At 48.9% G+C, this 26,829-nt stretch carries 16 protein-coding genes and 4 pseudogenes; 2 read left to right on the top strand and 18 right to left on the bottom strand.

Going from position 1 to position 26,829, the window contains the following annotated elements:
* The first annotated feature begins 36 nt into the window (after positions 1 to 36).
* Both DXA20_RS03535 and DXA20_RS03530 read left to right on the top strand, forming a co-directional pair.
* Positions 37 to 1,659: a Ppx/GppA phosphatase family protein gene (locus tag DXA20_RS03535; RefSeq protein WP_158577116.1), complete on the top strand. Its 1,623-nt coding sequence runs from the start codon at positions 37 to 39 to the stop codon at positions 1,657 to 1,659.
* Positions 1,652 to 3,858, top strand: a pseudogene (locus tag DXA20_RS03530) (RNA degradosome polyphosphate kinase). The gene DXA20_RS03535 and the pseudogene DXA20_RS03530 overlap by 8 nt, the downstream one beginning before the upstream one ends.
* A 213-nt stretch (positions 3,859 to 4,071) precedes the next feature.
* Here the strand turns inward: DXA20_RS03530 and DXA20_RS03525 are convergent.
* From DXA20_RS03525 to DXA20_RS03445, 18 genes and pseudogenes are all read right to left on the bottom strand, one after another.
* Positions 4,072 to 8,114, bottom strand: a pseudogene (locus DXA20_RS03525) (PolC-type DNA polymerase III); the annotation flags it as partial.
* Positions 8,115 to 8,471: 357 nt separating this feature from the next.
* Positions 8,472 to 8,648: pseudogene (locus tag DXA20_RS18580) on the bottom strand (PolC-type DNA polymerase III N-terminal domain-containing protein); the annotation flags it as partial.
* A 21-nt stretch (positions 8,649 to 8,669) separates the two neighbouring features.
* Entirely contained in the window at positions 8,670 to 9,725 is a 1,056-nt protein-coding gene (gene ispG, locus DXA20_RS03520) for a flavodoxin-dependent (E)-4-hydroxy-3-methylbut-2-enyl-diphosphate synthase (RefSeq protein WP_118559325.1), read from the bottom strand.
* Between the two features lie 18 nt (positions 9,726 to 9,743).
* Positions 9,744 to 11,096, bottom strand: a complete 1,353-nt coding sequence (gene rseP / locus DXA20_RS03515; protein WP_118559324.1) for an RIP metalloprotease RseP — start codon at positions 11,094 to 11,096, stop codon at positions 9,744 to 9,746.
* A gap of 18 nt (positions 11,097 to 11,114) precedes the next feature.
* Positions 11,115 to 12,254 (bottom strand): 1-deoxy-D-xylulose-5-phosphate reductoisomerase, encoded by a 1,140-nt coding sequence (locus DXA20_RS03510; protein ID WP_118559323.1) that lies wholly within the window; start codon positions 12,252 to 12,254, stop codon positions 11,115 to 11,117.
* Between the two features lie 55 nt (positions 12,255 to 12,309).
* A complete protein-coding gene (locus tag DXA20_RS03505) occupies positions 12,310 to 13,098 on the bottom strand; it encodes a phosphatidate cytidylyltransferase (RefSeq protein WP_022305948.1) in 789 nt (262 codons plus the stop codon).
* Positions 13,099 to 13,118: 20 nt separating this feature from the next.
* The gene (locus DXA20_RS03500; protein ID WP_118559322.1) at positions 13,119 to 13,832 is read right to left on the bottom strand and encodes an isoprenyl transferase; all 714 of its coding nucleotides are present in this window, start codon (positions 13,830 to 13,832) and stop codon (positions 13,119 to 13,121) included.
* A 72-nt stretch (positions 13,833 to 13,904) separates the two neighbouring features.
* Positions 13,905 to 14,459, bottom strand: coding sequence for a ribosome recycling factor (gene frr, locus DXA20_RS03495; protein ID WP_022305946.1), 555 nt, complete (start codon positions 14,457 to 14,459; stop codon positions 13,905 to 13,907).
* 18 nt (positions 14,460 to 14,477) lie between these two features.
* Positions 14,478 to 15,182: a UMP kinase gene (pyrH, locus tag DXA20_RS03490; protein WP_118559360.1), complete on the bottom strand. Its 705-nt coding sequence runs from the start codon at positions 15,180 to 15,182 to the stop codon at positions 14,478 to 14,480.
* Positions 15,183 to 15,204: 22 nt separating this feature from the next.
* Positions 15,205 to 15,990 (bottom strand): polymer-forming cytoskeletal protein, encoded by a 786-nt coding sequence (locus tag DXA20_RS03485; protein WP_118559321.1) that lies wholly within the window; start codon positions 15,988 to 15,990, stop codon positions 15,205 to 15,207.
* 32 nt (positions 15,991 to 16,022) lie between these two features.
* Positions 16,023 to 16,964, bottom strand: a complete 942-nt coding sequence (locus DXA20_RS03480; RefSeq protein ID WP_158577115.1) for a polysaccharide deacetylase family protein — start codon at positions 16,962 to 16,964, stop codon at positions 16,023 to 16,025.
* A 91-nt stretch (positions 16,965 to 17,055) separates the two neighbouring features.
* Positions 17,056 to 18,545 (bottom strand): annotated as a pseudogene (locus tag DXA20_RS03470) (AAA family ATPase).
* Positions 18,535 to 18,891: a VWA-like domain-containing protein gene (locus DXA20_RS16645; RefSeq protein WP_243100521.1), complete on the bottom strand. Its 357-nt coding sequence runs from the start codon at positions 18,889 to 18,891 to the stop codon at positions 18,535 to 18,537. Before DXA20_RS16645 ends, DXA20_RS03470 begins: the two are co-directional and overlap by 11 nt.
* Entirely contained in the window at positions 18,852 to 20,861 is a 2,010-nt protein-coding gene (locus tag DXA20_RS16640; RefSeq protein ID WP_243100520.1) for a leucine-rich repeat protein, read from the bottom strand. The genes DXA20_RS16645 and DXA20_RS16640 overlap by 40 nt, the downstream gene beginning before the upstream one ends.
* Positions 20,858 to 21,301, bottom strand: a complete 444-nt coding sequence (locus tag DXA20_RS03455) for a MarR family winged helix-turn-helix transcriptional regulator (protein ID WP_022305939.1) — start codon at positions 21,299 to 21,301, stop codon at positions 20,858 to 20,860. Before DXA20_RS03455 ends, DXA20_RS16640 begins: the two co-directional genes overlap by 4 nt.
* A gap of 28 nt (positions 21,302 to 21,329) precedes the next feature.
* Positions 21,330 to 21,521 (bottom strand): hypothetical protein, encoded by a 192-nt coding sequence (locus DXA20_RS16085; RefSeq protein ID WP_022305938.1) that lies wholly within the window; start codon positions 21,519 to 21,521, stop codon positions 21,330 to 21,332.
* 16 nt (positions 21,522 to 21,537) lie between these two features.
* Positions 21,538 to 22,530 (bottom strand): VanZ family protein, encoded by a 993-nt coding sequence (locus DXA20_RS16635; RefSeq protein WP_243100519.1) that lies wholly within the window; start codon positions 22,528 to 22,530, stop codon positions 21,538 to 21,540.
* A 200-nt stretch (positions 22,531 to 22,730) separates the two neighbouring features.
* Positions 22,731 to 26,693 carry a glycoside hydrolase family 2 TIM barrel-domain containing protein gene (locus DXA20_RS03445; protein ID WP_118559317.1) on the bottom strand — a complete coding sequence of 1,321 codons (3,963 nt, stop codon included), beginning with the start codon at positions 26,691 to 26,693 and terminating at the stop codon, positions 22,731 to 22,733.
* Positions 26,694 to 26,829 lie beyond the last annotated feature (136 nt).

The raw sequence follows: 26,829 nt of genomic DNA, 5'->3' as shown, positions 1-26,829 counted from the left end.
ATTATTACATTACGACCGGCAAGGAGGATTTCAGATATGGCAGTCACTACCTTTGCAGCGATCGACGTGGGTTCCCACGAGACATCCCTGCGTATCTATGAAGTATCCAAAAAGTTCGGGATCCGCGAACTGGACTATGTCCATCATACCGCCCGTCTTGGATATGAAACCTACTCAACGAAACATATCAGCTATCATTCCATTGATAAGCTTTGTACCATATTAAACGGCTTTAAGGAGAAGATGAAAGAATACGGCATCTCCGATTACATGATCGCCAGCACCAGTGCCCTTCGCGAGGCAGACAACAATCTGATCGTGCTGGATCAGGTGCGTCAGCGCACGGGCTTTAGGATCAAGATCCTAAGCAACTCCGAGCAGCGTTATCTTTGCTACAAATCCATCGCCTTTAAGGAGAATTCCTTTCATCGTCTGATCCAGAAGGGTACTCTTTTGGTCGATGTCGGTGGCGGCAGTATGCAGCTTTCCCTCTTCGACAAGAATAATCTGATCTGCACACAGAATATACTGCTTGGCTCTCTTCGTATTCAGGAGTTTTTACAGGATATGCAGAAGCACACCGACAACTATCAGAATCTGGTGTACGAATATATTTCCAATGATCTTCATACATTTTCCGAGCTGTATCTGAAGGATCACAAGATCAAGAATATCATTGCGGTCGGCAATCAGCTCAGAACCTTTGTGAAATATCTCACTGTCCATAATTTCGGACACCTGCAGCCGACAGACAGCAAGGGCAAGAAGAAGGATTCTGTCAGCCGTCAGGAATATGATGAATTTTACGAGGCGATCTCGTCCCAGCACCCGGAGGATCTGGCAAAGGAATTAAATACCTCTGTCGATCAGGCATCTCTCCTGCTTCCGACAGCGATGATCTATCATAATATTTTTGAGGAGACCGGTGCGGAGCAGATGTGGCTGTCCGGTATCACTCTCTGTGAAGGCATGGCTGCCGACTTTGCGGAGCGTAAGGAACGTATCTCTCCGGCACATAGCTTTCTGGAGGATATCATTCATACGGCACGAAGCACGGCAGCACGCTATGATTACAGCCGGAATCACTGCGAATATGTGGAAAATGCGGCACTGAAGATTTTCGATGCGGTCAAGCGCCAGCAGAACATGACAAAGCATGACCGCCTGCTTCTGCAGATTGCTGTCATCCTGCACAACTGCGGCAGCTTTATCAATCTGAACGAGGTCGGCGAAAACTCCTACAAGATCATTATGTCGACCGAGCTGATCGGCATTTCCCACAAGGAGCGTATGATCGTTGCTACGGCTGTCCGGTATCTGCGGGATTATTTTCCGGAATACAGCGAACTGCAGGATGGCTTTGATAAGGAGGATTATGTGCGTATTGCGAAGCTCAATGCGATCCTGCGTCTTGCAGATGCCATGGATCGAAGCCACAAGCAGAAGTTTACAGCGATCACGACGTCCCTTCGCCGCCAGACACTAACGATCACCGGCTCGACCTTATATGACATCACACTGGAACAGGGAATTTTCCGGAATCACTCCGACTTTTTCGAGGAGGTATTCGGTATCCAGCCGATCCTCAAGCAGAAAAAGACAATGACACCGAAGCATACAGATTCCACCAAAGCAAAGAACGGAGGCAACCATGAATAAATCGATTTATTTAAAACCACAATATTTCTACAATAGAGAATTAAGCTGGCTCTCCTTTGATTATCGTATTCTGGGAGAGGCGCAGGATAAGACGATTCCTCTTCTGGACCGATTGAAATTCCTGAGTATTACCGCATCCAATCTGGATGAATTTTATATGGTGCGTGTGGCATCCCTAAAGGATATGGTGCACGCTGAGTACGACAAAAAGGACATTGCCGGTATGACTCCTTCCAAACAGTTAGAGGAGATCAGCAAGGTTACCCATGAATTTATGAGGGATCAGTACCGTACCTACAATAACAGCCTGATCCCAGCTCTCAAAAAAGAGGGCATTGCCATCCTCTCCCATCATGAGGATCTGAGCCATAAGCAGGCAAAATTCGTGGATAATTATTTTAAATCCGAGGTTTATCCGGTGCTGACGCCGATGGCAGTGGATTCTTCAAGACCTTTCCCTCTGATCCGCAACCGTTCCTTAAATATCGGTGCGATCCTCAAGATGAAAACAACAGATAGCGATCACTCCGGAAACGGTCATTTCCGGGAGCTTTACATCACCCACAACAACTCCAAAAAGGACGGCACTGCCGATACGGATTTTGCGACGGTTCAGGTTCCTTCCGGTCTGCCACGCGTGGTTGAGATTCCATCCGAGGAGGGCTTTGACCGCACTTATATCATGCTGGAACAGATCATTGAGCGCAATATCCACCGCCTTTTTATGAATTACGAGGTATTATGCGCATTTCCATACCGTGTCATGAGAAATGCCGATCTGACGATCGAGGAGGATGAGGCCGCCGATCTCTTAATGGAGATTGAGAAACAGATCAAGCGCCGCCAGTGGGGCGAGGCGATCCGTCTGCAGGTTGAGGAAGGCATGGACAAAAAGCTGTTAAAGGTTCTCAAAAAGGAGCTCCATATTAAGGAAGACGATATCTTCCATATCAACGGGCCACTCGACCTTACCTTCCTTATGAAGCTTTCCGGCATGGAGGGCTACGATGAGCTTAAAGTACCGAAATACACACCACAGCAGCCAAAATGGCTGAACAGTGAGGAGAACCTTTTCACTCAGATCCGCAATCACGATGTGCTTTTGCATCACCCATATGAGAGCTTTGATCCGGTAGTCAATTTCGTCCGGGAAGCTGCGAAGGATCCGGATGTACTGGCGATCAAACAGACACTGTACCGTGTCAGCAGCCACTCTCCGATCATCGCTTCGCTTGCTGCAGCTGCCGAGAACGGCAAGCAGGTTACGGTTCTTGTCGAGTTGAAGGCACGTTTCGATGAGGAAAATAATATTATCTGGGCGAGAAAGCTGGAGCAGGCAGGCTGCCATGTTATCTATGGTCTTGTCGGCTTAAAGACACACAGCAAGATCACACTGGTTGTACGACGCGAGGAGGACGGTATCCGCCGTTATGTTCATCTCGGAACCGGAAACTATAACGATAGTACCGCAAAACTTTATACCGATATGGGACTTCTCACCTGCAACAAGGCGATCGGCGAGGATGCAACGGCTGTCTTTAACATGCTCTCCGGTTATTCTGAGCCTGCCGTCTGGAACAAGCTTGCCGTTGCACCGCTGTGGCTGCGCGACCGCTTCACTGAGATGATCGAACGTGAGACAGAGTTTGCCAAAGCCGGTAAGAAAGCATTTATCAAAGCGAAAATGAACTCCCTGTGTGATGCAAAGATCATCGCTTCTCTCTATGAGCTTCCGCCGCCGGTGTTCAGATTGATCTGGTTGTCCGTGGTATCTGCTGTTTAAAGACCGGAATCCCGGGTGTCAGCGAGAATATCCATGTCCGCTCGATCGTCGGTGATTTTCTGGAGCACAGCCGTATCTTCTATTTCCATAATAACGGACATGAGGAGGTCTATATGGGAAGTGCCGACTGGATGCCTCGAAATCTGGATAAGCGTGTGGAGATCTTGTTCCCTGTGGAGGACGAGACACTGAAGTCTGAGGTGATCCATATCCTTACTATCCAGCTTCAGGATACGTTGAAGGCACATATCATGCAACCGGACGGCACCTACCGCAAGCAGGATCTGCGCGGCAAGAAAAAGCTCTGTGCGCAGGATTATTTCCGTCAGGAAGCCATGAAAAATGCAAGCCAGAGGAAGAAGGAACAGAATGCCCGCCGCACATTTGAACCGATGACGGCGGAAAGCGAAGAATAACAATTTATTCGTCACTATGTACGGGGGACTTCCAACAAACCACAGACCGCCGCAAAATCAGCGGCTTTCGTCCGCACAACCCGCGGACTTCCGTCTGAGGTTGTTGGAAGCCCCAGCCTATACGGCTGATATCTAAACAAAGAGGGATGGTTACACAAGCAAACGCTTGCGTCCATCCCTCTTTGTTCATCTATCCCGTACATAGTCACTTTACTACATGAAGTCGAGGAGTGACATCTGATTGGTGTGTGGCATATCGCCAAGCAGACCAAGCTCTGCCATGGTGTCGACTGTGGTTGCACTGACTTTACAGCGGTTTTTGAAGTCCTCCCTGGAGAGGAATTTTCCTTTCTGCGCTTCTGCTTCGATCATCTCCGCCGCCACGGTGCCAAGTCCGTCGATGGATGAGAAAGACGGCATAAGCTTATTATCGATGATCTGAAAACGGGTTGCCTTTGACTGATAGAGATCGATCTTGACAAACTGAAAACCTCTTGCATACATCTCCTGCACGATCTTCATATCTTCCAAAGTGGACTTCTCTTTATCGGTCAGGCTGTCGGACCGTTTGTTGTAATCAGCCATGTAGTATTCCAGCCTCTCCTTGCCAAGGCACATTAACTCATAGTTAAAGGCGGTCGCGCGGATACTGAAATATGCCGCATAATAGGCAAGCGGGCGGTGTACCTTAAACCACGCCACGCGCATCGCCATCATAATATACGCAGCCGCATGTGCCTTCGGGAACATGTACTTAATACGCTGACAGGATTCAATATACCAGTCCGGCACATCGCACGCCTTCATATCGGCAATCATACTGTCGTCGAGACCCTTTCCCTTACGCACGCTCTCCATGATCTTGAAGGAACGCTCATTCTCGACACCCATACGGATCAGATATGTCATAATATCATCACGGGTACAGATTGCCGTAGACAGTGTACAATAGCCCTGCGAAATGAAATATTCCGCATTGTCCTGCCATACATTCGTTCCATGCGACAGACCGGAAATACGCACCAGATCAGAGAAGCTCTTCGGCTTCGTCTGCTCAAGCATGTTCATTACGAAATGGGTGCCAAGCTCCGGAAGTCCGAGACTTCCCAGCTTACAGCCTCCAATGTCCTCCGGCGTAATGCCGAGAGCCCGCGGTGACTCAAACAGTGACAGCACATCCTGATCATCCATACGGATCGCTGCCGCATCCACATCGGTCAGATCCTCCAGCATTCGGATCATTGTCGGATCCTGATGTCCCAGAATATCAAGTTTCAAAAGGTTCGAATCAATCTTATGGTAATCGAAATGGGTCGTGATGGTTCTTGTCTTCATATCATTGGCAGGATGCTGCACCGGCGTGAAGGTGTAAATTTCCTCGCCTACCGGCAGAACAACGATTCCACCCGGATGCTGTCCGGTCGAACGTCTGACACCGACACAGCCGCTGGCGATACGCTCGATCTCCGCTGTTCTCTTTGACTCTCCGTGCTCCTCGTAATACTTCTTGACATAGCCAAATGCAGTCTTCTCCGCCATCGTTCCGACGGTTCCGGCACGGAAGGTCTGACCGGCACCGAAAATAACCTCGGTATAATCATGTGCGTTACTCTGATACTCACTGGAGAAGTTCAGATCGATATCCGGCTCCTTATTACCTTTAAATCCAAGGAAGGTCTCAAACGGGATGTCGTGTCCATCCTTGATCAGCATCTCCCCGCAGACCGGACATTTCTTATCCGGCATATCACAGGCGGAAGAACCGGCATATGCCCGCACCTCCTCGGAATCAAAATCATAATAATGACATTTGCCGCAGTAATAATGTGCCGGCAGCGGGTTGATCTCACTGATTCCCGCCATGGTCGCAACAAAGGAGGATCCAACGGAGCCTCGGGAACCTACCAGATATCCGTCCTCCACCGACTTCCACACAAGCTTCTGCGCAATAATATACATAACGGCGTATCCATTGCTGATAATGGAATTAAGCTCTCTTTCTAGACGCTCTGTTACGATCTCCGGCAGATCCTCTCCATACATGGAATGTGCCTTATTGTAACAGATATCACGCAGATCCTGATCGGAATTTTCGATCTCCGGCGGACATTTTCTCGGACTGCACGGATGAATATAATCGATCATGTCTGCGATCAGATTTGTGTTAGTGATCACAACCTCCTCTGCCTTTGCTGCGCCAAGATACTGAAATTCAGACAACATCTCCTCCGTTGTGCGGTAAAAGAGCGGTGCCTGCTGATCCGCATCAGAAAAGCCCTTTCCTGCCATAATGATGCGGCGGTATACCTCATCCTCCGGATTCAGAAAATGGACATCACAGGTTGCAACAACCGGCTTATGATACTCCTCTCCCAGAGCAACAATACGGCGGTTGATCTCCATCAGATCATTCTCATCCTGGATCTGTGGATATTTGTCGTTATCGCGCAGCATAAACTCATCATTGCCAAGCGGCTGGATCTCCAGATAATCATAGAAGCGCACCAGACGGTCGATCTCTTCGTCGGTCTTTCCCTCGAGAATACCACGGTACAGCTCTCCCGCCTCACAGGCAGAGCCCATGATAAGTCCTTCCTTATACTTCAAATACAGGCTCTTCGGAAGCTTTGGACGCCGGTTGAAATACTTCAGATGTGACTCTGACACAAGACGGTACAGGTTCACTCTGCCGATCTCATTTTTGGCAAGAATGATCGCATGATACGATGGCAGCTTACGGATGACCTCCTCGGTCGGTCTGCCAAACTCATTTAACTGAGTCAGCGTCGTGATCTGCTTCTCCTCCAGACGCTTGCAGAGGCGCAGGAATATCTCTGCCGTTGCCTCCGCGTCCTCGACTGCCCTGTGATGGTTTTCCAGTGACACACCAAGCTCCTTTGCGACATGATCAAGAGTGTGCTTGCCAAGGTGCGGCAGCAGTGCTCTTGACATGGAAACGGTATCGACAACCGTAAAGTCCGTCTGAAGCCCCTGATCCTTCGCCTTCTGATGAATAAATCCCATATCAAAGGAGGCATTGTGTGCCACCATGACACAGCCCTCACAAAATGCAAGAAACTCCGGCAAAATCTCTGTGATCAGTTTTGCTCCCTTGACCATGCTGTCATTGATGCCGGTCAGCTGCTCGATCTTATAAGGAATCGGTCGCTGCGGATCAACAAAAACGCTGTAGCGGTCCACGATCGTCTGATCGACAACCTTCACGGCACCGATCTCGATAATCTCATTATTCTTGGCTCCGATACCGGTTGTCTCCAGATCGAATACAACGAAAGGATCACTGAGGCTTTGCCTCTGTCATTGGATACTGTCTCGATCAGGTCATCGACCAGATATGCCTCCACACCATAGATCACCTTCAGATCATCATCCGGCTTTAAGGCATGATCTGCATCCGGGAAGGACTGAACCACACCGTGATCGGTGATCGCGATCGCCTTATGTCCCCATTTGAGTGCCGTCTTGACATATGCCTTAATGTCCATAACAGAATCCATCTCACTCATCTGCGTATGCGCATGAAGCTCTACACGCTTCCTGCCCTCATAATTATCCATACGGTATACTCTCGTATCATGACCCGGCTTGATACCGCGCACGGAGCCGATGCTGATCTCATGGCTGAACTTATCGCGAAGCGGCATTCCCTTCACAATAACAAATTCGTTCTTTTTAATCTTGCCGCTGTCCTCAATCTCCGCATACTGCTCCGGCTGCATAAAGATCTTGACCGAGATCGTATCGGTAAAGTCAGTGATATTAAACATCAAAAGAATCTTGCCGCTGCGAAGCTCCTTCTCCTCCACACCGGTGATCATACCCTCGATCACGACCTCATCCATCTCATCCTGGATATCCGTGATCTGTACATGATCTCCTTCACAGTTACGGCCATAGAAGCATTCTTCATCAATATTGCCTCTGGAAAAGCCTTTCTTTTTCCAGCCGCCGGATCTGCCGCCATAGCCACCGTTTCCGTAACCGCCTGCATTACTGCTCTTTCCACCGCTCTTGGCACCACTGTCTGCCTGTGCCTTTGGTGCGCTGTTCATGCCGGACTGCATAGCCGCACTTGCTGCCGCAGCAGCCGCAGCGGCCTCTTCATCCGCATGATTTGCTCCGGCTTCAGAAGCTTTCTTTCCCTCCGGAGCATCCCATGGAACCTCTGCATTATGCTCCGGTGCATTCCCTGAAGCCTGCGCTTTCGCCGATGCCGGACGGTTCTCCAGACGCACATATTCGTACTCTTTGGATGGTGCCTCTAAAGATGGCGGCTCCGTATACTCTACGACCACATCAATATCAAAGCCTGCTTTACGGGCAAAAATATCCTGCAGCTTGTGGATCAGCTTGTCCTGTCTTGCCCGGTACATAGAGTCATCCTCACAGCTTACCGACAATACAGATCCCTCCATCCGGATCTGACCACGATACAGGATATTGAAATCAAGAATATTATCCTCCTTCAGAATATCCAGCACACTGTCCTGATATTCCTTCCAGAAGTCCTCCGGACGATACTGCTCTGACAGATTATAATGATCGTCCACCTTTACATCAAAGCCCACCGGTCCCATCACCGCTTCAAGATTGTGACGGATCAGGCGGATCTCCCGATAAGGAATGATGTGGCTGCTTTTCAGCTCCACACACATCATCTTCTTGCCACGGAACAGCCGGACACGGTCCACTACCACATCCGCAAAAAGGTTCTTCTGACGATCCGTCATCTTGAGCCCTTCAAATGTATCCAATAATGTCTGTTCCATTCCTTATCACCTCATACGTCTTTACTTCTGCATTTTCATTAACTCATCATGAAGTGCATTCAGAAGCTGATCCTCCGGCAGTTTTTTGATGACCTCCCCCTTCTTGATCAGAAGACCTTCACCCTTACCTCCGGCAATACCGATATCTGCTTCTCTTGCCTCTCCCGGTCCGTTGACAACACATCCCATCACGGCAACCTTAACATCCAGATCCATGTCACGCACCATATCCTCTACCTTTCCGGCAAGTCCGATCAGATCGATCTGTGTTCTGCCGCAGGTCGGGCAGGATACCACGGTCACGCCGCCCTTTCTGAGTCCAAGCGTGCGAAGGATCAGTCTTGCAGACCGGATCTCCTCACTCGGATCTCCGGTCAGGGAAACGCGGATCGTATCACCGATTCCCTGATACAGGATATTGCCCAGTCCGATCGCCGACTTGATATTGCCGGACATGACCGTTCCGGACTCTGTAATCCCCACATGCAGCGGATAATTCGTCTTCTGCGCGATCAGTTCATGTGCCTTGATGCACATCAGCACATCCGATGACTTAATGCTGATCACCAGATTATCATACCCCATATCCTCGATCAGCTTCACCTTTCCAAGAGCACTTCGTACAATGCCCTCCACGGTCACACCACCGTATTCCTCAATATACTCCTTCTCCAGCGAACCGCTGTTGACACCGACACGAATTGGAATGTTACGCTCCTTTGCCACATCCACAACCGCGCGCACCCGGTCATTGTCACCGATATTGCCCGGATTGATGCGGATCTTATCAGCACCGTGCTCCATGGCTGCGATCGCCAGACGGTAATCAAAATGAATATCTGCAACCAGCGGAATATGGATCTGCTTTTTGATCTGCTCCAGCGCTTCAGCCGCCTGCATCGTCGGCACGGCGCACCGGATGATATCACAGCCCAGATCCTCCAAGGTATGAATCTGGGCTACGGTTGCTGCGACATCCTCTGTCTTAGTATTGGTCATGGACTGGATCGCCACCGGATTTCCTCCTCCGATGGCACAGTCTCCAATATGAACTACTTTTGTATGATCTCTGTACATTTCACACACCCTCCCTGATTAGTGAATTATCTTCCATATATCGTTAAACATGATCAGAACCATCAGTATCATCAGCAGGAAGAAACCGATCACATGTACGAAGCCTTCCTTCTCACGGTCTATCGGCTTGCCGCGCACTGCCTCGATCAGAATAAATACAAGTCTTCCACCATCTAATGCCGGCAATGGCAACAGGTTCATGACACCAAGGTTGGCACTTAAAAGTACTGACATGTAAAGCATATTAATGATAACTGCCTTCACACCGTACTCCACACTCTGGTCGATCACGCCGCCCACGGCATCGACAATACCTACGACACCGGATACGTCGTTGCGGGATACCTTACCTCGTACCAGCTGACCAAGGCTGGCAACCGTTGTCTCGATCCAGTATTTCACCTCGATCACACTGTATTTAAGAACCGCTCCCGGTCCCTTCATCTCGTCTTTTCCGGCAACAAAGCCAAGCGTCTTGCCCTCATATGGCGTTGGTGTCACCTTGAAGGTCATTTCCTTCCCCTTTCGGTCAACCTCAAAGGTAACCTCTTTGCCGGTCTTGGCAGTTTCCATTGCCTTGGTCAGTTCTTCACAGTTGGAAACCCTGGTACCGTTGACAGACAGGATCACATCATTTGCCTTGATCCCTGCCTTCTGGAAGGCACCCTTATCGGTCACATCGGAAACCGTCGGTTTAACCTTTTCATCGGAAGAATAGCCGAAGCCAAAAAGATAAGTCTTATAATCCGGATCAATATTGATCGTCTGCTCCTTACCGTCACGCTCCACCTTTACCGCAACGGTATCACCGCTTAACGGATGAAGCTGCAGATATGTGGTGATCTCACGCCCGATGGAGATCTTGTGTCCATCGATGCTCTTGACCATATCGCCCTCCTTGATACCGGCTGCAGCTCCCGGCTGTCCTGCTGAAACCTGCACAACCTCCGGCATATCGATTCCGGCATTGCCAAGGATAATGATCGAGAATACAAACGCCAGCACAAAGTTAAAGAACGGTCCCGCAAAGATAACGGAAAATCTCGCCCAGACACCCTTGCTGTTAAAGGAGTTCTCGGAATCATCCTCCATGTCCTCACCAACCATGGCACAGGAGCCACCGATTGGAAACAGCTTCCAGGAATACTTCGTAATATGCTGCCAGTCCTCTCTCTCCTCAAACAGCTTCTGACTGCAAAAGAGCTTGCACACCATGCCGTTATTCGTCTTGCACAACGTAATGAGTCTCGGTCCCATTCCCACGGAAAACTCGGTAACCTCAATTCCGTTTTTCTTTGCCAGCAGAAAATGCCCAAACTCATGGATCACTACGATAACGGTAAATATCAATAATGCCGCAACTATATTCATTCCAACAACCAGCCTTTCTTATCTCTTCTCTATTTTTGCATATACTTCGGCTTCGACCGCAAGGATCTCCTCCAGCGATGGATCTGCGATCTTACGATGATCCATCATCGCCTCCTCGATGATCCGCGGAATGTCCGGATATCCGATCTCACGGTTCAAAAACATTGCCACAGCCTTCTCATTGGCTGCGTTAAAGACAGTCGGCATGCTGCCTCCCTCGCGTCCCGCCTGATAAGCAAGCGAAAGACCACGAAATGTATCCGGATCCGGTTTTTCAAAGGTGATATCGGTCAGCTTCGAAAAATCAAGACGCTCTCCCGGCAGATTTCTTCTCTGCGGATATGTCAACGCATACTGGATCGGCAGCTTCATATCCGGCGTGCCAAGCTGTGCCATAACAGCTCCATCCACGAACTCTACCATCGAATGGATCACACTCTGTGGCTGGATCACTACCTGTATATGGTCATAATCCACATCAAACAGCCAGCGTGCCTCCATAACCTCAAGTCCTTTATTGACCATTGTAGAGGAATCAATCGTAATCTTTCTCCCCATAGTCCAGTTCGGATGTCTCAGTGCATCCTCGACCGTCACACTGGCAAGTTCCTCCTTCTTCCTGCCACGGAACGGTCCACCGGAGGCGGTCAGCAGGATCTTTGCGATCTCACCATGATGTTCCCCGTTCAGGCACTGGAATATCGCTGCATGCTCACTGTCCACCGGTGTCAGAAGCACCTGATACTTCCGTATCATCGGCATAATGATATGACCCGCCGTCACTAACGTCTCCTTATTGGCAAACGCAATATCCTTGCCGCAGCGGATCGCCTCGATGACCGGACGGATTCCGATCATGCCGACAACAGCCGCAACAACCACGTCCGCCGAAGCTGCAGTAGCACACGCGATCAGTCCGTCCATTCCATAAAGCACAGAGACAGTTTCATCTGTTACTCTGCGCGCAAGCTCTCTTGCCTTATCCTCCTGATAGATGCATACAACCTCCGGATGATACTTGCGGATCTGCTGCTCTACCAGATCAATATTACTTCCGGCAGCTAAAGAGACTACCTTCATATCTTCATTATTATCTACAACCTCAAGCGTCTGTGTCCCGATCGAACCGGTAGACCCAAGAATCGCCAAATGTCTCATAACTATTTACATTCCTTTCCCCGCCCGCAGGATTTTCGCCACAGGCACACTGTTACTATAAAAGAATTGCCAGCAGATATACCAGCGGTGCCGTAAAGATAATGCTGTCAAAACGATCCAGAATACCACCGTGACCCGGAATCAGCTTACCATAATCCTTGATATTATAATTTCTCTTGATCGCAGATGCGGTGAGATCTCCGATCTGTGAGATCACGGATCCCACTCCACCGATCAATGCAAACTGCCACCAGTATTCGGTCTCCTGACGATAAAACGCTAGCGCAAACAAAAATCCGATCAACGCTGCACCGATAATGCCTCCAAGACATCCCTCGATCGTCTTGTTCGGACTGAGCTTTGACGGAAGCTTATGCTTTCCGAATAACTTGCCTGCACAGTACGCACAGGTATCAGATCCCCACGATGCCACAAAGATCAGCCATACCGTAAGGATACCTCCCTCCAAATAACGCACCTTGAAAATAAACGACATCATGATCGTCACATAAACCAGACCGAAAAACAACAATGTCATCTGATCCGTATGATACTTTGGATATGCGATCACATAACATGCCATCATAACCATCAGCGTCAGGATCAGCCATAATATTAAATATTCATAATAACCGTCTAATATGAGAATATCAAGAACCACGCTTGATATATAACCGATCACTGCCGGTGGTGTCTTGTGAAGATCTGCCACACGGTACAGTTCAAACAGTCCGATCAGCGAAATCGCTGTCACTACCCAGAATAATGGCCATCCGCCATTCACCATCAATGCAATCGTCACTGCTACAAGAACAATTCCACTTGCTAATCTTGTCCAAAACATAGTAATCTCCAATTCTTTGATCAGACGCCGCCAAAACGTCTGTCTCTTGTCTGATAAAATTCCACTGCCTTCTCCAGCTCTTTCTTATTGAAGTCCGGCCAGAGTGTGTCTGTAAAGTAAAACTCCGCGTAAGCTAACTGCCACAAAAGATAATTGGACAGTCTCTGCTCCCCACTGGTGCGGATCATCAGATCCGGATCCGGAATATCCTTTGTATCAAGATAATCCGCAATCTTATCCTCTGTCACTTCAGAAGCTTTCAAATTGCCATCCTCAGCATCCTGTACCATTTTTTGGACAGCTCTGCGGATCTCATCTCTGCCGCCGTAATTAAGAGCCACCTGAAAATGAAGTCCCGTATTCTGTGCGGAAATCTCCTCCAGCTCTCGGATCTTATCCTGCAGCTCCGGCTCCAGGCGGCTGATATCGCCGATCACGCGTACCTGCATGTTGTTCTTTTTGCTGGTCTTAATACAGTCCTTTAAGTAGCTGTGAAGAAGCTTCATCAACGCATCGACTTCTTCCTGTGGTCTGGACCAGTTCTCCGTTGAAAAGGCATACATCGTAACATACTCAATTCCCATGTTCCATGCTGCCTCACAGATCTTCTCTACGTTCTTGCTGCCGGCTGCATGTCCGGCATTGCGCGGAAGCATACGCTTCTTCGCCCATCTTCCATTGCCATCCAGAATAATTGCGACATGCCGCGGCACTGCTTTTGTATTCTCACCCATAATTTGTTCCTTTCATAATCTGTCCATATAAGGAAACACAGGGACAGACATATGCCTATCCCTGCCGGTATCTTATACTGTCATGATCTCTTTTGATTTATCCTCTACCATGCCGTCAACCTTCTTGATATAGGTATCTGTCATCTTCTGGATATCATCCTGCAATGTCTTCTCCTCATCTTCAGAGATCTCATTGGCTTTCTGTTCCTTCTTGATCGCGTCGTTAGCATCACGGCGGATGTTGCGGATTGCAACCTTGGCATTCTCACCCTTCTTACGGACATCCTTTACCAGATCCTTACGGCGTTCCTCGGTAAGCTCCGGGAATGTCAGACGGATCGCCTTACCATCGTTGTTCGGTGTCAGACCAAGATCAGAGGTAAGGATCGCTTTCTCGATCTCCTTGATCAGGCTTGCCTCCCATGGCTGAATAACCAGGGTGCGTGCCTCCGATACGGAAATGTTAGCGACTGCCTGCAGATTGGACTGTGTTCCGTAATAATCAACGGTAATCTTGTCCAACACATGCGGATTGGCACGTCCTGCACGGATCGTTGTATACTCTCCTGAAAGGCTGTCGAGTGTCTTGTTCATCTTCTCTTCATACTGTTTTAATTCCACGCTCATTGTAATCCTCCATTATAATTATGCTGTCACAAGGGTTCCATGAGTGGTTCCCCGGACGGTATTTACGATACTATTTTCTTCATTGAGTCCGAAGATCATCATCGGCATATGATTCTCCATACACAATACGGCTGCTGCCAGGTCGATCACGCCAAGGCGTTGATTGATGACCTCATTGATATCGATCTCGTCAAACTTCTTCGCATCCGGATTGACTGCCGGATCAGAGTCATACACACCATCGATCGACTTGCCGGACAGAATGATGTCTGCCTCCATCTCCACTGCTCTGAGAACAAGAGCCGTATCTGTGGAGAAGTACGGATGTCCTGTGCCTCCCGCGAAGAAGGTTACAACCCCCTGCTCCATATAACGAACGGCAAGATCCTTTGAGAAAAGCTCTGTAAAGGAGCTGCACGCAAATGGTGTCAGAACCGCTGTCTTAATACCGACAGAGCGGAAGATCTCTGATACATAAATACAGTTCATGACTGTAGCGAGTGTACCGATCTGATCTGCCTTTGTACGGTCAATATTCTTGCTGGTACGGCCTCTCCAGAAGTTACCTCCTCCGGTTACAACACCGATCTGGATCCCCTGATCGACCAACTGCTTCACCTGTCTCGCAATGCCAAGGCAGGTTTCCTCATCAAAGCCTGTCTTATTCGGACCGGCAAGTGCCTCACCGCTTAATTTTAATAATACTCTCTTATACTTTGCCATAATCTTTGTCCATCCCCATATCTTATTTATCTTCAAAAAACTCTTCCAGATTTACACCTGCATAGTTTAATGAACAGTATCCATCGACAACAGCTCCTGTGTTGACCTGAATTGATTTCGCCTTGATGCTTCCCTGTACAACTGCTGTGGAATCCACAATAACAGGACCATTCACATCAATGTTACCCTTAACAGCTCCGGCTACGGTTGCTGAGGTTGCCTCGATATCACCCAGAATGATCGTTCCCTCTGCCACCTCGACATTGCCGTCACTCTTGATATTACCCTCCAGACGTTTTGTCTGAACCAGCACATCGGATGCCGATACATTACCGGAGATCGTGCCATATACGGCAACTCTGCCAAGACAGTCAACATCTCCTGTGATCGTACCCATCACCTCTAAAGAGCCCTCGGAAGAAATGCCACCGTTGATTGTGGTTCCCTTAGTGATCACCGTCACATCATCGTCATCAACATCAATCTGTGCAGTCTTAACCGGTGCCTTTGTCTCCTCAACCGGCTTCTGCGCTCTGGCAGTCTCCAGAACCTCCTCAACTGAAAGCTCTTCCTCAACCGGCTCCGGTTCTTCCTCCTCGGTTGCATCCTTTAAGATATCCTCTGCTGATACTTCCTCTTCTGTCTCAGAAACAGCTTCTGCCGTCTCCTCGTCTTCATTATCTCCGGCAGAGCTGTCAGCGAAAAGACTGTCATCCTTCTTCTCATCGTCCTTGTCATCGGCAATATCGTCACCGAAGATCTGGCTGAGTATATCCTTATCTACATTTGCATCTTCAAATTCACTCATGTTATGTCCTCCTTATTGATTGATCCCGGCTGTCAGCTCACGGAGTCTTTTGACACATGCTGTACCAAAGGTGTCTTATCCGTGATCGGCAATATATCATAACCGGCATTTTTCAGCCTCTTGATCAGCGTCGGCAATGCCTCGGCTGTTGCAGTCTTTGTCTGCTCATCATGCATTAAAAGCACCACATTGTCCCCCGCCATTTTGACATTCTTCATGGCATGCTCCACCAGCTGCGATGCAGTGTAGGACTTACCGGTTGCATCATCATTCTGTGCGTTCCAGTCAAAATACGTCAGACCACTCTGGTTCAGATACCGGATACATTCCTTCATCGGCACCTTGCTGACCGTATTACTGCTTCCTCCCGGGAAACGGTAATATTTCGGTCGGACGCCTGTCATCTGAAAAATATAATCACTGATCTGCGTCACATCCTGCTCAAAGGATTCCAGACTGGCATAAACGGTTCCATACTCATGAGTGTAGGAATGCATACCGATCGTATGACCTTCATTTACGATCCTCTGATACCGCTTCTCATTCGCCTCCCCCTTCTGCGCAATACAGAAAAAGGTGGCACGGATGTTGTTCGCCGCCAGTGTATCTAATATCGTATCGGTATTGGAGCTTGGTCCATCATCAAAGGTCATATAGACATTTGGCTTGTTCGGATCATCATAAAGGGCTGCCTCCTTCTTATCGAGCTCCTGCTGCTTCTGCTCCAGCTCCTTCTGCAGCTCATCCAACTGCTTCTTCAGATCATTGCTGTCCGACTTGCTTTTCTTAAGCTGCTGTTCCAGCCGGTCGATCTCACTCTGCAGCGACAGTACCCGCTTATGATTGTGGTGTCCGTAAATACACAGGATCAGGATGATAAACAGACATACTCCAAAAACAACGCGGCGCACCATTCTCGCCTGTCTGCGTCTCTGACGCCGTCTTGCACGGATGCGTTCCTCCTGTCGTGTCATTTTGTCCCCCTCTCTCCTTATGGAAACAAGACCCATATATTGCAAAAGTATAACATATCTTTCCTGTTTCGTCCAGTAGACGACCGGACATCTATTGATTTAATTCGTCTAAAAGTTCCCGTCTTCTGGTTCCGATCAAAAGCTCCTGATTATACTGAAGATAACGTTCACACGGATGCTGTGCCAGAAACTGCACTGCCTCGGACATCAGCGTCAATTCCGTGACGAACAGTATCATCTCCTGTCCGTTTCCAAAGGCATTTTCCATAAAATCAAATGCTGCTTCCATTGCCTGCTCTCCTGCCTGCTCCTGTGCGGCAAGAATGCTCCTGCAGTTATCAAAGCCCTGCTTTGCCTGTGCAAAGGCTTCCCTGGGTTCTACCGCAGACGGTGCATTTTCTGCCATCTGCTGCCTGAGTATCTCTCTCCTGCTAAGCTCCTTCCTGTCGGCAAGCCTGTCTTTTCAAGCTGCGCATTCTCCTCCGCAATCGTCTCCAGCATCTGCCGGTAATCCTCTGCAGGCGTTTTATCCGTTCCCTCTTTCAGCGTATGCTGATACTGTCTCAGATAGTCATACCATTGATCGGTTTTGTTCTTTTGTAGGATGACCTTCTCAAGGATACCACGCAGTCCGTCTGCAAGCAGACCGACCACACTGAGCCGCTCATCGAAGCCAGCCTGAAACAGTCTCGCATAAACCTCTGTCCGCACATTTCCCGCAAGGATCTCCGGAATCCCGTAATCATCCTGATATTTGTGGTAAAGTGCCAGATACGCCTCCACATCCTCCGCAACATCCCTGTGATGTAAGAACTCATAAATGACCTCCTCCGTCACCGGAATCGAAAGCTCTTCGTACGCATAAATAAGCTGGCTTAAATCCTCCCAGCCTCTCGCCGTCACATACTGCAAGCCGTCAACATCCGCCTCCACGCGATAGAAATTGTTGGGACGAAGTTCAAGATAACTTAACAGAGCCCCATGCAGCTTACGCTCTCTGGCGTATTCCTTCCAGACACCGTAATCAGCCTCCACATCAATTCTGCGGACACGATCCAGGGTTACCATATCAAACTCTCTGACCGATTTGTTGTACTCAGGCGGGTTTCCGGCTGCCACAATGATCCAGCCTTCCGGGATCTTCTGATTACCAAACATTTTCCCTTGCAGAAACTGCAGCATGGTCGGCGCCAGTGTCTCAGACACACAGTTGATCTCATCGACAAAAAGGATTCCCTCGTCAAGCCCGGTCTCCTCCATCCGGCGGTATATACTGGCAATGATCTCACTCATCGTGTATTCGGTGACGGAATATGTCTCTCCTCCATACGAGGTTTCCCGGATAAACGGCAGTCCAACCGCACTCTGTCTGGTATGATGAGTAATATTATAGGAAACCAGAGCGATCTTACACTCTCTGGCAATCTGCTCCATGATCTGCGTTTTACCGATTCCGGGCGGTCCGATCAGAAGGATCGGTCTCTGGCGAAGCGGCGGAATACGATAATCCCCCAGATTATCCTTATTCAAATATGCCTGTACGGTATGTTTAATTTCATTTTTTGCTTCTTTAATGTTCATCGTTATTCTCCATTCTGTCTGCATGTCTCTGCCACTGCCCTTCATCCACCTTCAGGCGCATCGCCCACACCGGCACCTTTTCTTCCTCGTAATCATTCAGAAACAAAAATGCCGTTTTATAAGGTGGCTTCCCAGTCGGATAAATGCCTTTGCCGTCCGTAAAATATAACAAACCGCACAGCCGTTCAAACGCCCCCTGTTCAATCAGTTCCTGTACCCGTTCAAACGCCGGTCGAAAGTCCGTACCGCCACCACCGTAGATCTCAAAATCCGTAAACAACCGGTCAAGCTCCTCCTTTGAACAGATCACATCCTCCTTCTGCACGGTCTCATCGCACTGCAGCACCCAGATCCTGGCCTCCGAAAAAAGCTGTCCTTCCCGGTCAGGATCTGAAAGGTTTCCTGCAAAAATCCCTGCACAAGCACTCCGCTCGTAGAATAGCTGGTGTCAACCACCACCACAAAATCAAGGATCTTACATACCTCACTGCTCTCGACCGGTTCCACCAGAGGCAGATTGCCGTAAAGACGCAGTCCATAGGTATAGAAATTCAGATCAAATTCATCCGGATCCAGCGTAAGCTCCTCCTGATAGACCGCAAACTTCTTCAGAAAGTCCCGGTAAGACCGCCTGCTCCGTCCCTCCTTCATCTGCTGCGTGAGCAGACGCTGTCCCTTCTGCGGATCGTCTCCCTGTCTCTTCTGTTCCAGCGAGATCTTCCTTGCCGCCTGCTGCCATTTATTCTGCACCGGAGACGGCACTGCACGCCTCTGCTCCTGCTTTGGCCAGTAACGGTGATCATCCGTGAAAAATTCCTGCCTGAGACCTGCGATCTGCTCCATATCCTTCTCTTCAAGCCATCGGTAAACAATCGCAGCCGATATCCCGTCTCCGTATTCCGACAGCTCCCGGTACGTCTTCTCCCGGAGCCATCCGATGATCCGGTGCACCGATGGCTGCTTAAGCTGATCGATCACATATTCCACCGCAATATCACAGGCAATATGCCAGCGCATTCTATCTCTTGTTCCGCCGATCCACAGATGCTGGAACAGGCAATGTAACAGTGCATGCAGATACAGTCTGTTCAGATACTTCTCATTGCTCCTAAAGACCCGTATCAACTGCTCTGCAGAGTAATGAAGCTTTGCTCCGTCCACCGCCAGCGTCGTGATCTGTCCGTCCGGAACCGCCTGCAGGATCTGAATCGCACTTCCCATATAACGAAAATCCACCAGAAGTGCATCGGTCGTGTAAGCAAGCACCTTGCGTGCCATCATCTCTTCCCACTCGGTCTGTGTCATAATATGTGAGGGTGTGACATTCTCACCATTCTTCGAGGCATATTGATCCTCCCCGTTCTTTTGCTCTGCCTGTTCCTTTTCCAATGTAAGGAGTTCTGCCGCTCCCTGCACCCATTCTGTCTCCGCCGCCAGGCGGGCAGCGGTCATCATTCCGTCTCCGGTAAGGATCTCTCCACGTACAAACTCCCTGATCCCTGTGATATCATGCTGCTTAACAAGAAGCTCTGCCAGTGTACTCTGCTGTCCGGCAAGAAATCTGCGGTATCGCTCCCCCGCCTGTCCGGAAAGTACTACCGGATACGCCAGACGATCTGCCGCCAGACGACACAGCGTCTCTTCACTTTCCTCAGCACACGCCTGCTCAAAGATCTCGTCATACGCAGCCAGCGAAAGTCTTCCGTTCTGAAAGCATTGTCTTGCCCGAAATCCCTCGCCATGAATACTCATCGCAAAGATATGTGCCGGACCAATCTCATCGTGATCCTCCTCATACTCCGGATAAAACAGCTTTCCTACAATACTGTTCCCCTCAACAAAGGTTACCTCCACATCGGTCATTCTCTGGGCAAGCAGCTGCTTCAGCCCCGTCTCCTGCTGCATCCCCGCCGATATCCGAAACGCCTGAAGACTGCGGCAGTTCATAAAGGCATCGCTGCCCACCTCTGTCAGTGCCGCTCCAAATCCGAGTGTATGCAGATGCTTGCAGTTATAACACGCCAGACTTCCAAGCTTTCTGACCGTATCCGGCAGAAAGATCTCTTGCAGATAATCTCCGTAAAGCTCCCTGTAAGTTCCTTCGGAAGCTTCATCACAGCGTTGCGCTCTCGCCGAGTCCGCAAAGCAGTAATCTCCGATCTGCGTCAGCGCAGCACCATCCACCATATCCGGCAGTGTGACAACCGGGCTGTCCCCATAGCACCGGAGAAGCGTGACACCCTCTTCGTTCTTTTCAATATATAACAACAGTTCTCCCTGTCTGACGAGCTGTCTTTTGTCATTTTCCCGTATCACTCGCGTTTTGTCTCCTTTGCATCCGGATAGGACAGAACAATCTTCAGAAGCCGGATCAGCTCCTCCGTATCCTTCTGTCCCAGGATCCGGAACATCCCTTCATATTCCCGGCTGATCATCTGCCGCATCTGGACCGCCTGCTTCTTTCCTTCCTCCGTGATGCATACATTTACATGACGTCTGTCCTCTTCCCCGCGGATCCGCGTGATCAATCCCTTTGCTTCCAGACTGTTTAAAATGTCGGTCATTCTTCCCGGCACAACACGAAGATGCTCGGTCAGCTTACCGGCATGCACATGATCCTCAATATAACAAAGATAGCGCAAAACCCCGTATTCTCCACGAATACTGTCCATAACCGTCCGGTTCATCTTGCTGTTTAGCAGTTCCGCCAGAAGATTATATAACTCCTCCCCTAAATTCTGTTCCTTTAATTCCATCTCTACCGTACTCCTTTTGTATCTGTTATCACCGGATATATCTTCGGATCTCCAGCCCTTCCTTTTTCGCCATGGCAACAAGACTCTGCTCATCTGCCATCTCTGCGGTGTATATTTTGTTGCGCACATTCGGTGACTTCTGATTCGAAATGCTGCGAAGCTGTCTGATCAGATCTCTGCGCAGCCTTTTGGCATCTACACTTCCAACCATCAGATCCATTGGAAACGCCCCCTTCTTAGTGTTGTTTCTCTCTGTTACTGTAAATTCTTATCAGCCCCCATGCGATCAATACGCCAATCGCAGCACCACAGGAATCGATAAGCACATCCCGCACCTGACCGCTTCGTCCCGGCACAAACAGCTGATGAAACTCATCGGTCGATGCGTAAAGAGCCGTCAGGGCAATGGCAATGACTGCCCGTTTCCTTGTGATCTCTTCTCCGGCAAGCACACCAAGCCACAACATGGCAAGCACTCCATATTCCGTCATATGAGCACCCTTTCGCACCGGAAACTCAATACGCTCAGCCCAGGCAGTTTGCTGCTCCTGCGTCATCTGCGCATAATCCGGCACGATCACCGCACAGACAGCCCTGCCAACCCGCAGGCTCGTCTGCGTCGACTCATCTGCCGGCTGTGCGGAAAAGGAAAATATCACAAGCATCCACAAAAGAGCCAATACGCCAAACAGCCCTCTTCGCCTGCCCTGCCTGTCGCAAAACCGAAGAATGCCCCGAAGCAGCCCCCGTCCTGCCAGCCACAGAAGATATCCCGCCAATGCCCCCAGCGTATTCATCACAATATCGTCAAGCTGACAAAAACCCCTTCCGGTGCGAAGCTGCACAAACTCAATACAGATGCTGCCAAAAAGTCCCGCCGGAACCGTGATCGGATGCCATCGTTTTGGAAGCAATAAAGGAAGCAGCAGTCCAAGCGGAATAAACAACAGGACATTTTCAAGCACCCATGCATGATCCTGCATCGTCGTTCCCCAGGTACCAAACAACCGCATATCCGTCCCCCACCGGCTTCCCGGCTCCCGGCAAAAAAACACAGTCTGCAGAAGTACCACAACATAGATCACAAACAATACACTGCCGGTCCACTGCCGTCCTCTGACATGGCAAAGCCGCAGCACGATCCCCACAAGGATCCCAATCAGCACGGCTTTTGGCAAAAACGCCGCCACATCACTGATATCTGCCAACATACACTGATAAACACTCATCGATCCACCCTCATTATCACATTTCCCTTGCTTTTATTTTACTTATGTATCTTACCATATATTTTCAAAAAAACAACCGCCGCACAAACAGACTTTTCATATAACAGACCTCCTGTTTCATCCCGAAAACAGGGTTCCTGTCACTTTTCGCCCATTCGATGCGACGGTCTTTATTTTATCTATTTTTCAGAAATAGACTTTTATTTTGTCTTAACCGATATGATATCCGACCATTTTCCTGCTTTTTTGCTCTTTTTGTCAACAGCACATACCCGGATATAATACTTTTTCGCTGCCTTCAGATTCGAAAGCTTCTTGCCGGCAGTTTTTACCGTAATGACTTTAACACCTTTTGCTCCCTTACTGTTTCCTTTTTTAAGTGCAGCAAGTTTTTTGCGGCTTGTGCCGTATGCAACACGGTAAGCAACACCTGTCTGTGCCTTCCAGCTAAGCTTTGCCCCTTTGCCAAGTGCCTTTGCCTTCACCTTCGTCACTTTACCCGGTGTCTTTGCGGCTGCCGCGGTTCCATTTCCGTTGTCGGACGCCGGCTGCAGATCCGGCACCGGTGAAGGTGTCACAGATGCACTTCCATTTCCCGGATCCGGTGTCACTGTCGGTACCGGTGTCGGCTCCGCCGGAGTCACATCCTTGATCTCGGCTTGCTTTGTGGCTTCAAAATGATACGTCTGCTCTCTGTAATCGACTGCCTTTTCCATACAATCGGTCTCTTTTGCCACCGGAATCAGAGAAAAACTGTAATCATACATTTTCTTCTCAAGTTGATACTTCTTTAAAGTCTCATATCCACAGGAAGCATTTCCGGTTCCTCTCACTGCCGCATCCACGGTCACATAGGTTTCCTTGGAAGGCGTCAGTTCACTGACATGCTTTGCCGCCTGCAGCATGGACGGCGTAAAGTGAAGTGCCGATGCATTAACCTCCTGATTGCCACTGATCAGCATGCCGACAGCGTCCTTGTCCTCTCCTGTCACACTGATCCAGTGTACGCCGGTAAGATTACCGCAATCCTGCGGCATCGCAAACGGATAATACATATTATTGACAGTTGACCGGTAAACGCCTTTTCTGGTATAACTTTGACGGTCATTATAGCTTTCTCCGTCACCGTTTCCGTACCAGCTTACCTGTTCCATGCCATCTGCCAGTGTCAGGATTGTTCCCGCCTTGGTGATACGTTTCATACCGGTATGCGTCAGATCCATCTGAACATTTACGGTAACGGTTCCATCACTCTCGACCAGATAATGCATCACGATTGCAGAAGGCTCCACTGCCTTTGAATCAAGCTGGAAATCAGAAAGCCATTTCACAGTGATCACATAACAGCCATCTGCGTTCCATGCCACCTCCGGTGAAGCAGCCAGTGTCAGATTCTTCATGATATCAGCATAGCTTGTGTTATCATTATCCAGTTTTGCACGTCCGATGTTCGGCTGCGGTCCCTGCTTCATCAGCAGCTTCTCCTGATAGTAATAATCCTCCAGAAGACCGGTCTGAAGATTCACATTAAACTTAAAATCCTTTCCGGATACATTATAATAATTACCGTTCTTTACAATGCTTACGTTTTCGCTGCTAAACTTATGTGCCTTTGCAGCCTTCTTTGCATCCACTGCAAACTGTGCATAGGAAATTTCCTGTCCCTTTTCCAAAAGACCGTCTGCTGCCTTTGTTCTGACCGAAATATTCAGATAATAATCTGCACCCTCCTTCAACGACTCCGGCAATGTATATGGGATCACGATATCCTTTTCCTGCTGCGCTTCCAGTTCTTCTGTAATCTGCCCCTGTCCGATCACGGTATCGTTTTCCTTCAGTTCCCATATCACATCATATTCGGACAGATCCTTGGAAACGCTCTCGTTTTTGACATGAATGGTCTGCCCGGTCAGCTTATCTTTCTCCGAGGTAAACCAGAAATCCTGATACTGATATCGAACTTCCTTAAGCTCCGGCTGTGGATCTCTGTCTGCAGAAATAAGACCGTTCTGACAGAAATTCTTGTCTCCGGTTTTATCTCCCCAATCACCTCCATATCCGAGAAAATATCCACTCAGATCATAAAGTCCGCTTGTATGCGCATCCTTTGTTCCGTAATAATTCCAGGCACCATCCTTAATCGCAATCTTTCTCGACTGATCCACCCAGTCCCAGATAAAGCCGCCAAGCATGTTATCATACTCCCTGATAATATCCCAGTATTCCTTCAGATTTCCTACCGCATTTCCCATGGCATGATCATACTCGCAGAGAATAAACGGCATGCGGCTTTCATCCTTTGCATAGGATAAAATACTGTCCGGATCATAGTACATATGACTGACCATATCAATTGCCGTAGAACCCTTTCTTCCACCGCTCATGCCCTCATAATGCACCATTCTGCTGCTGTCACGATCCTTGAAAAACTGTACAAGATGTGCAAACATGCCATTGGCATAATTGCCGTCACGCTCAGACCAGCCCTGAGAGGATTCATTGCCGATCGACCAGAACAGATTGCTTGTCGTATTCTTGAAACGCTCGTAGGATGCCGACTGCCTTGTCATTGCTGCCGTCTCAAGCTTACTTAATTTCTCCTCATCGGAATAGATCGCATGCGATTCGTTATTACTCTCACACATCACATAAAGACCGTATTTATCGCAGAGATAATACAGATAGTCATCATTTGGATAATGAGAGGTCCTGATTGCGTTGATATTGTTCTGCTTCATCAGACGCACATCCTCCTCATAAACACGGTGAGAGACATACTTTCCGGTATCCACATCCGTATCGTGGCGGTTGACACCCTTGATCAAAAGACGCTTACCATTAAGCTTTACCGTGTCATAACGCTTGGTTGCATTATTATATTTTCCATCGGTCGTGACCTTCGTCGATGTAAATGTCAGCTTCCGAAATCCCACATTCTGGCTGACACTCTCATAGTGAAGCCCTGTTTTCTGGTCATACAATGAAACAACCATCGTATACAGATTCGGATGATCCGCATCCCACAGCTTTGGATCGGTTACTGTCATGGAAATTTCCTTTTCACCGGTCTTTCCGGCTGCGATCGTACCAAGAACAGCATTTGTCTTTGCAACCTCATTTCCCTGTGCATCATACAGTGCCACCTTTGCCGCCATATCTGCCGCATCCGTAACCGCATCGTTGACCGTATTCAGGGACAGTTTCATATCTGCCGCCGTGTAATCTTCGTTCAGATCATAGTTCAGATCATAATCCTGCACATGCACCGCCGGCGTACTTGTCAGATAAACATCCCTGAAAATACCGCCATCGTAGATCATGTCCTGATCCTCAAGCCAGGTTCCGTCGCAGAATTTAAACACCTTAACCGCAAGTGTATTCTTCTCTCCCTTTGCGTGAAGCAGATCGGTAATATCGAAGGTATGCGGATCATAGCTGTCCTCACTGTAACCGACCTCTACCCCATTCACATACAGATAATAGGCAGACTCCACGCCGCCCAGCGTGATATAAACCTTACCGTTATCCTGAAGCATCGAATCCTTCACGGTAAACTGCTTTCGGTAAAGTCCTACCGGATTCTTTTCCGTCGGTGCCATCGGAAATTCTGCGTCACTCTCAAACGGCATAACCGTATTCGTATAGATCGAATGATCAAAGCCGTAGCTGGTCCAGCTTGCCGGCAGTGTCACTGTCTTCCAGCCGTCTCCCTTCTGTTCCTGATAATCCTCTTGTTCAAACGAACCAAGTCCCTCTGCCTTTTCCGGGTTATTAAGAACCGTCAGATCCCAGCTTTCATCCTTTCCGGTCAGAAGCTGATAATAGTCTGATTCCTCTCTGTCGTAATCTCTTGCTCCAAGAAATGCCGTCTCTACTGTACCGTACGGAATCAGATTGGAGCTGTCCTCCATCGTATTTACCGAAGTAATATCCAAATTGTTCCCTGTACCGGTCCACTCCTTGCCGCTGCACTTCTCTCTTGTCACTGCAGATACCGTCTGCACCGGAAGCGTTCCGTAGGTTAATTCCGTGTCGATAAATGCTTCCTCGTTTTTGCCGGCATCCATTTCTGCCGTCACAGTCACATCCGGTGCCGCCGAAATAATCATCGCCATCGCTAACACCCCTGTCATGGCACATCGTTTCATTTTGCCTGATCTCATTTTCCTTCCTCCATTCTATTTGCTGCATTTTCTTGTAAACCGTATCGCGATATCATTATCTTAGCATTGCCGTTTCTAAAATACAACGGTTCACAGAAATTGTATGTTCATTTTGTTATAATTCGTTCATATTGTG

It is taken from the genome of Roseburia sp. AM59-24XD, from assembly GCF_003478445.1.
GTDB lineage: Bacteria > Bacillota > Clostridia > Lachnospirales > Lachnospiraceae > Jutongia.
The sequence above is the reverse complement of the archived record's forward strand: the minus strand, read 5'-3'. Positions and strand labels throughout refer to the sequence as shown.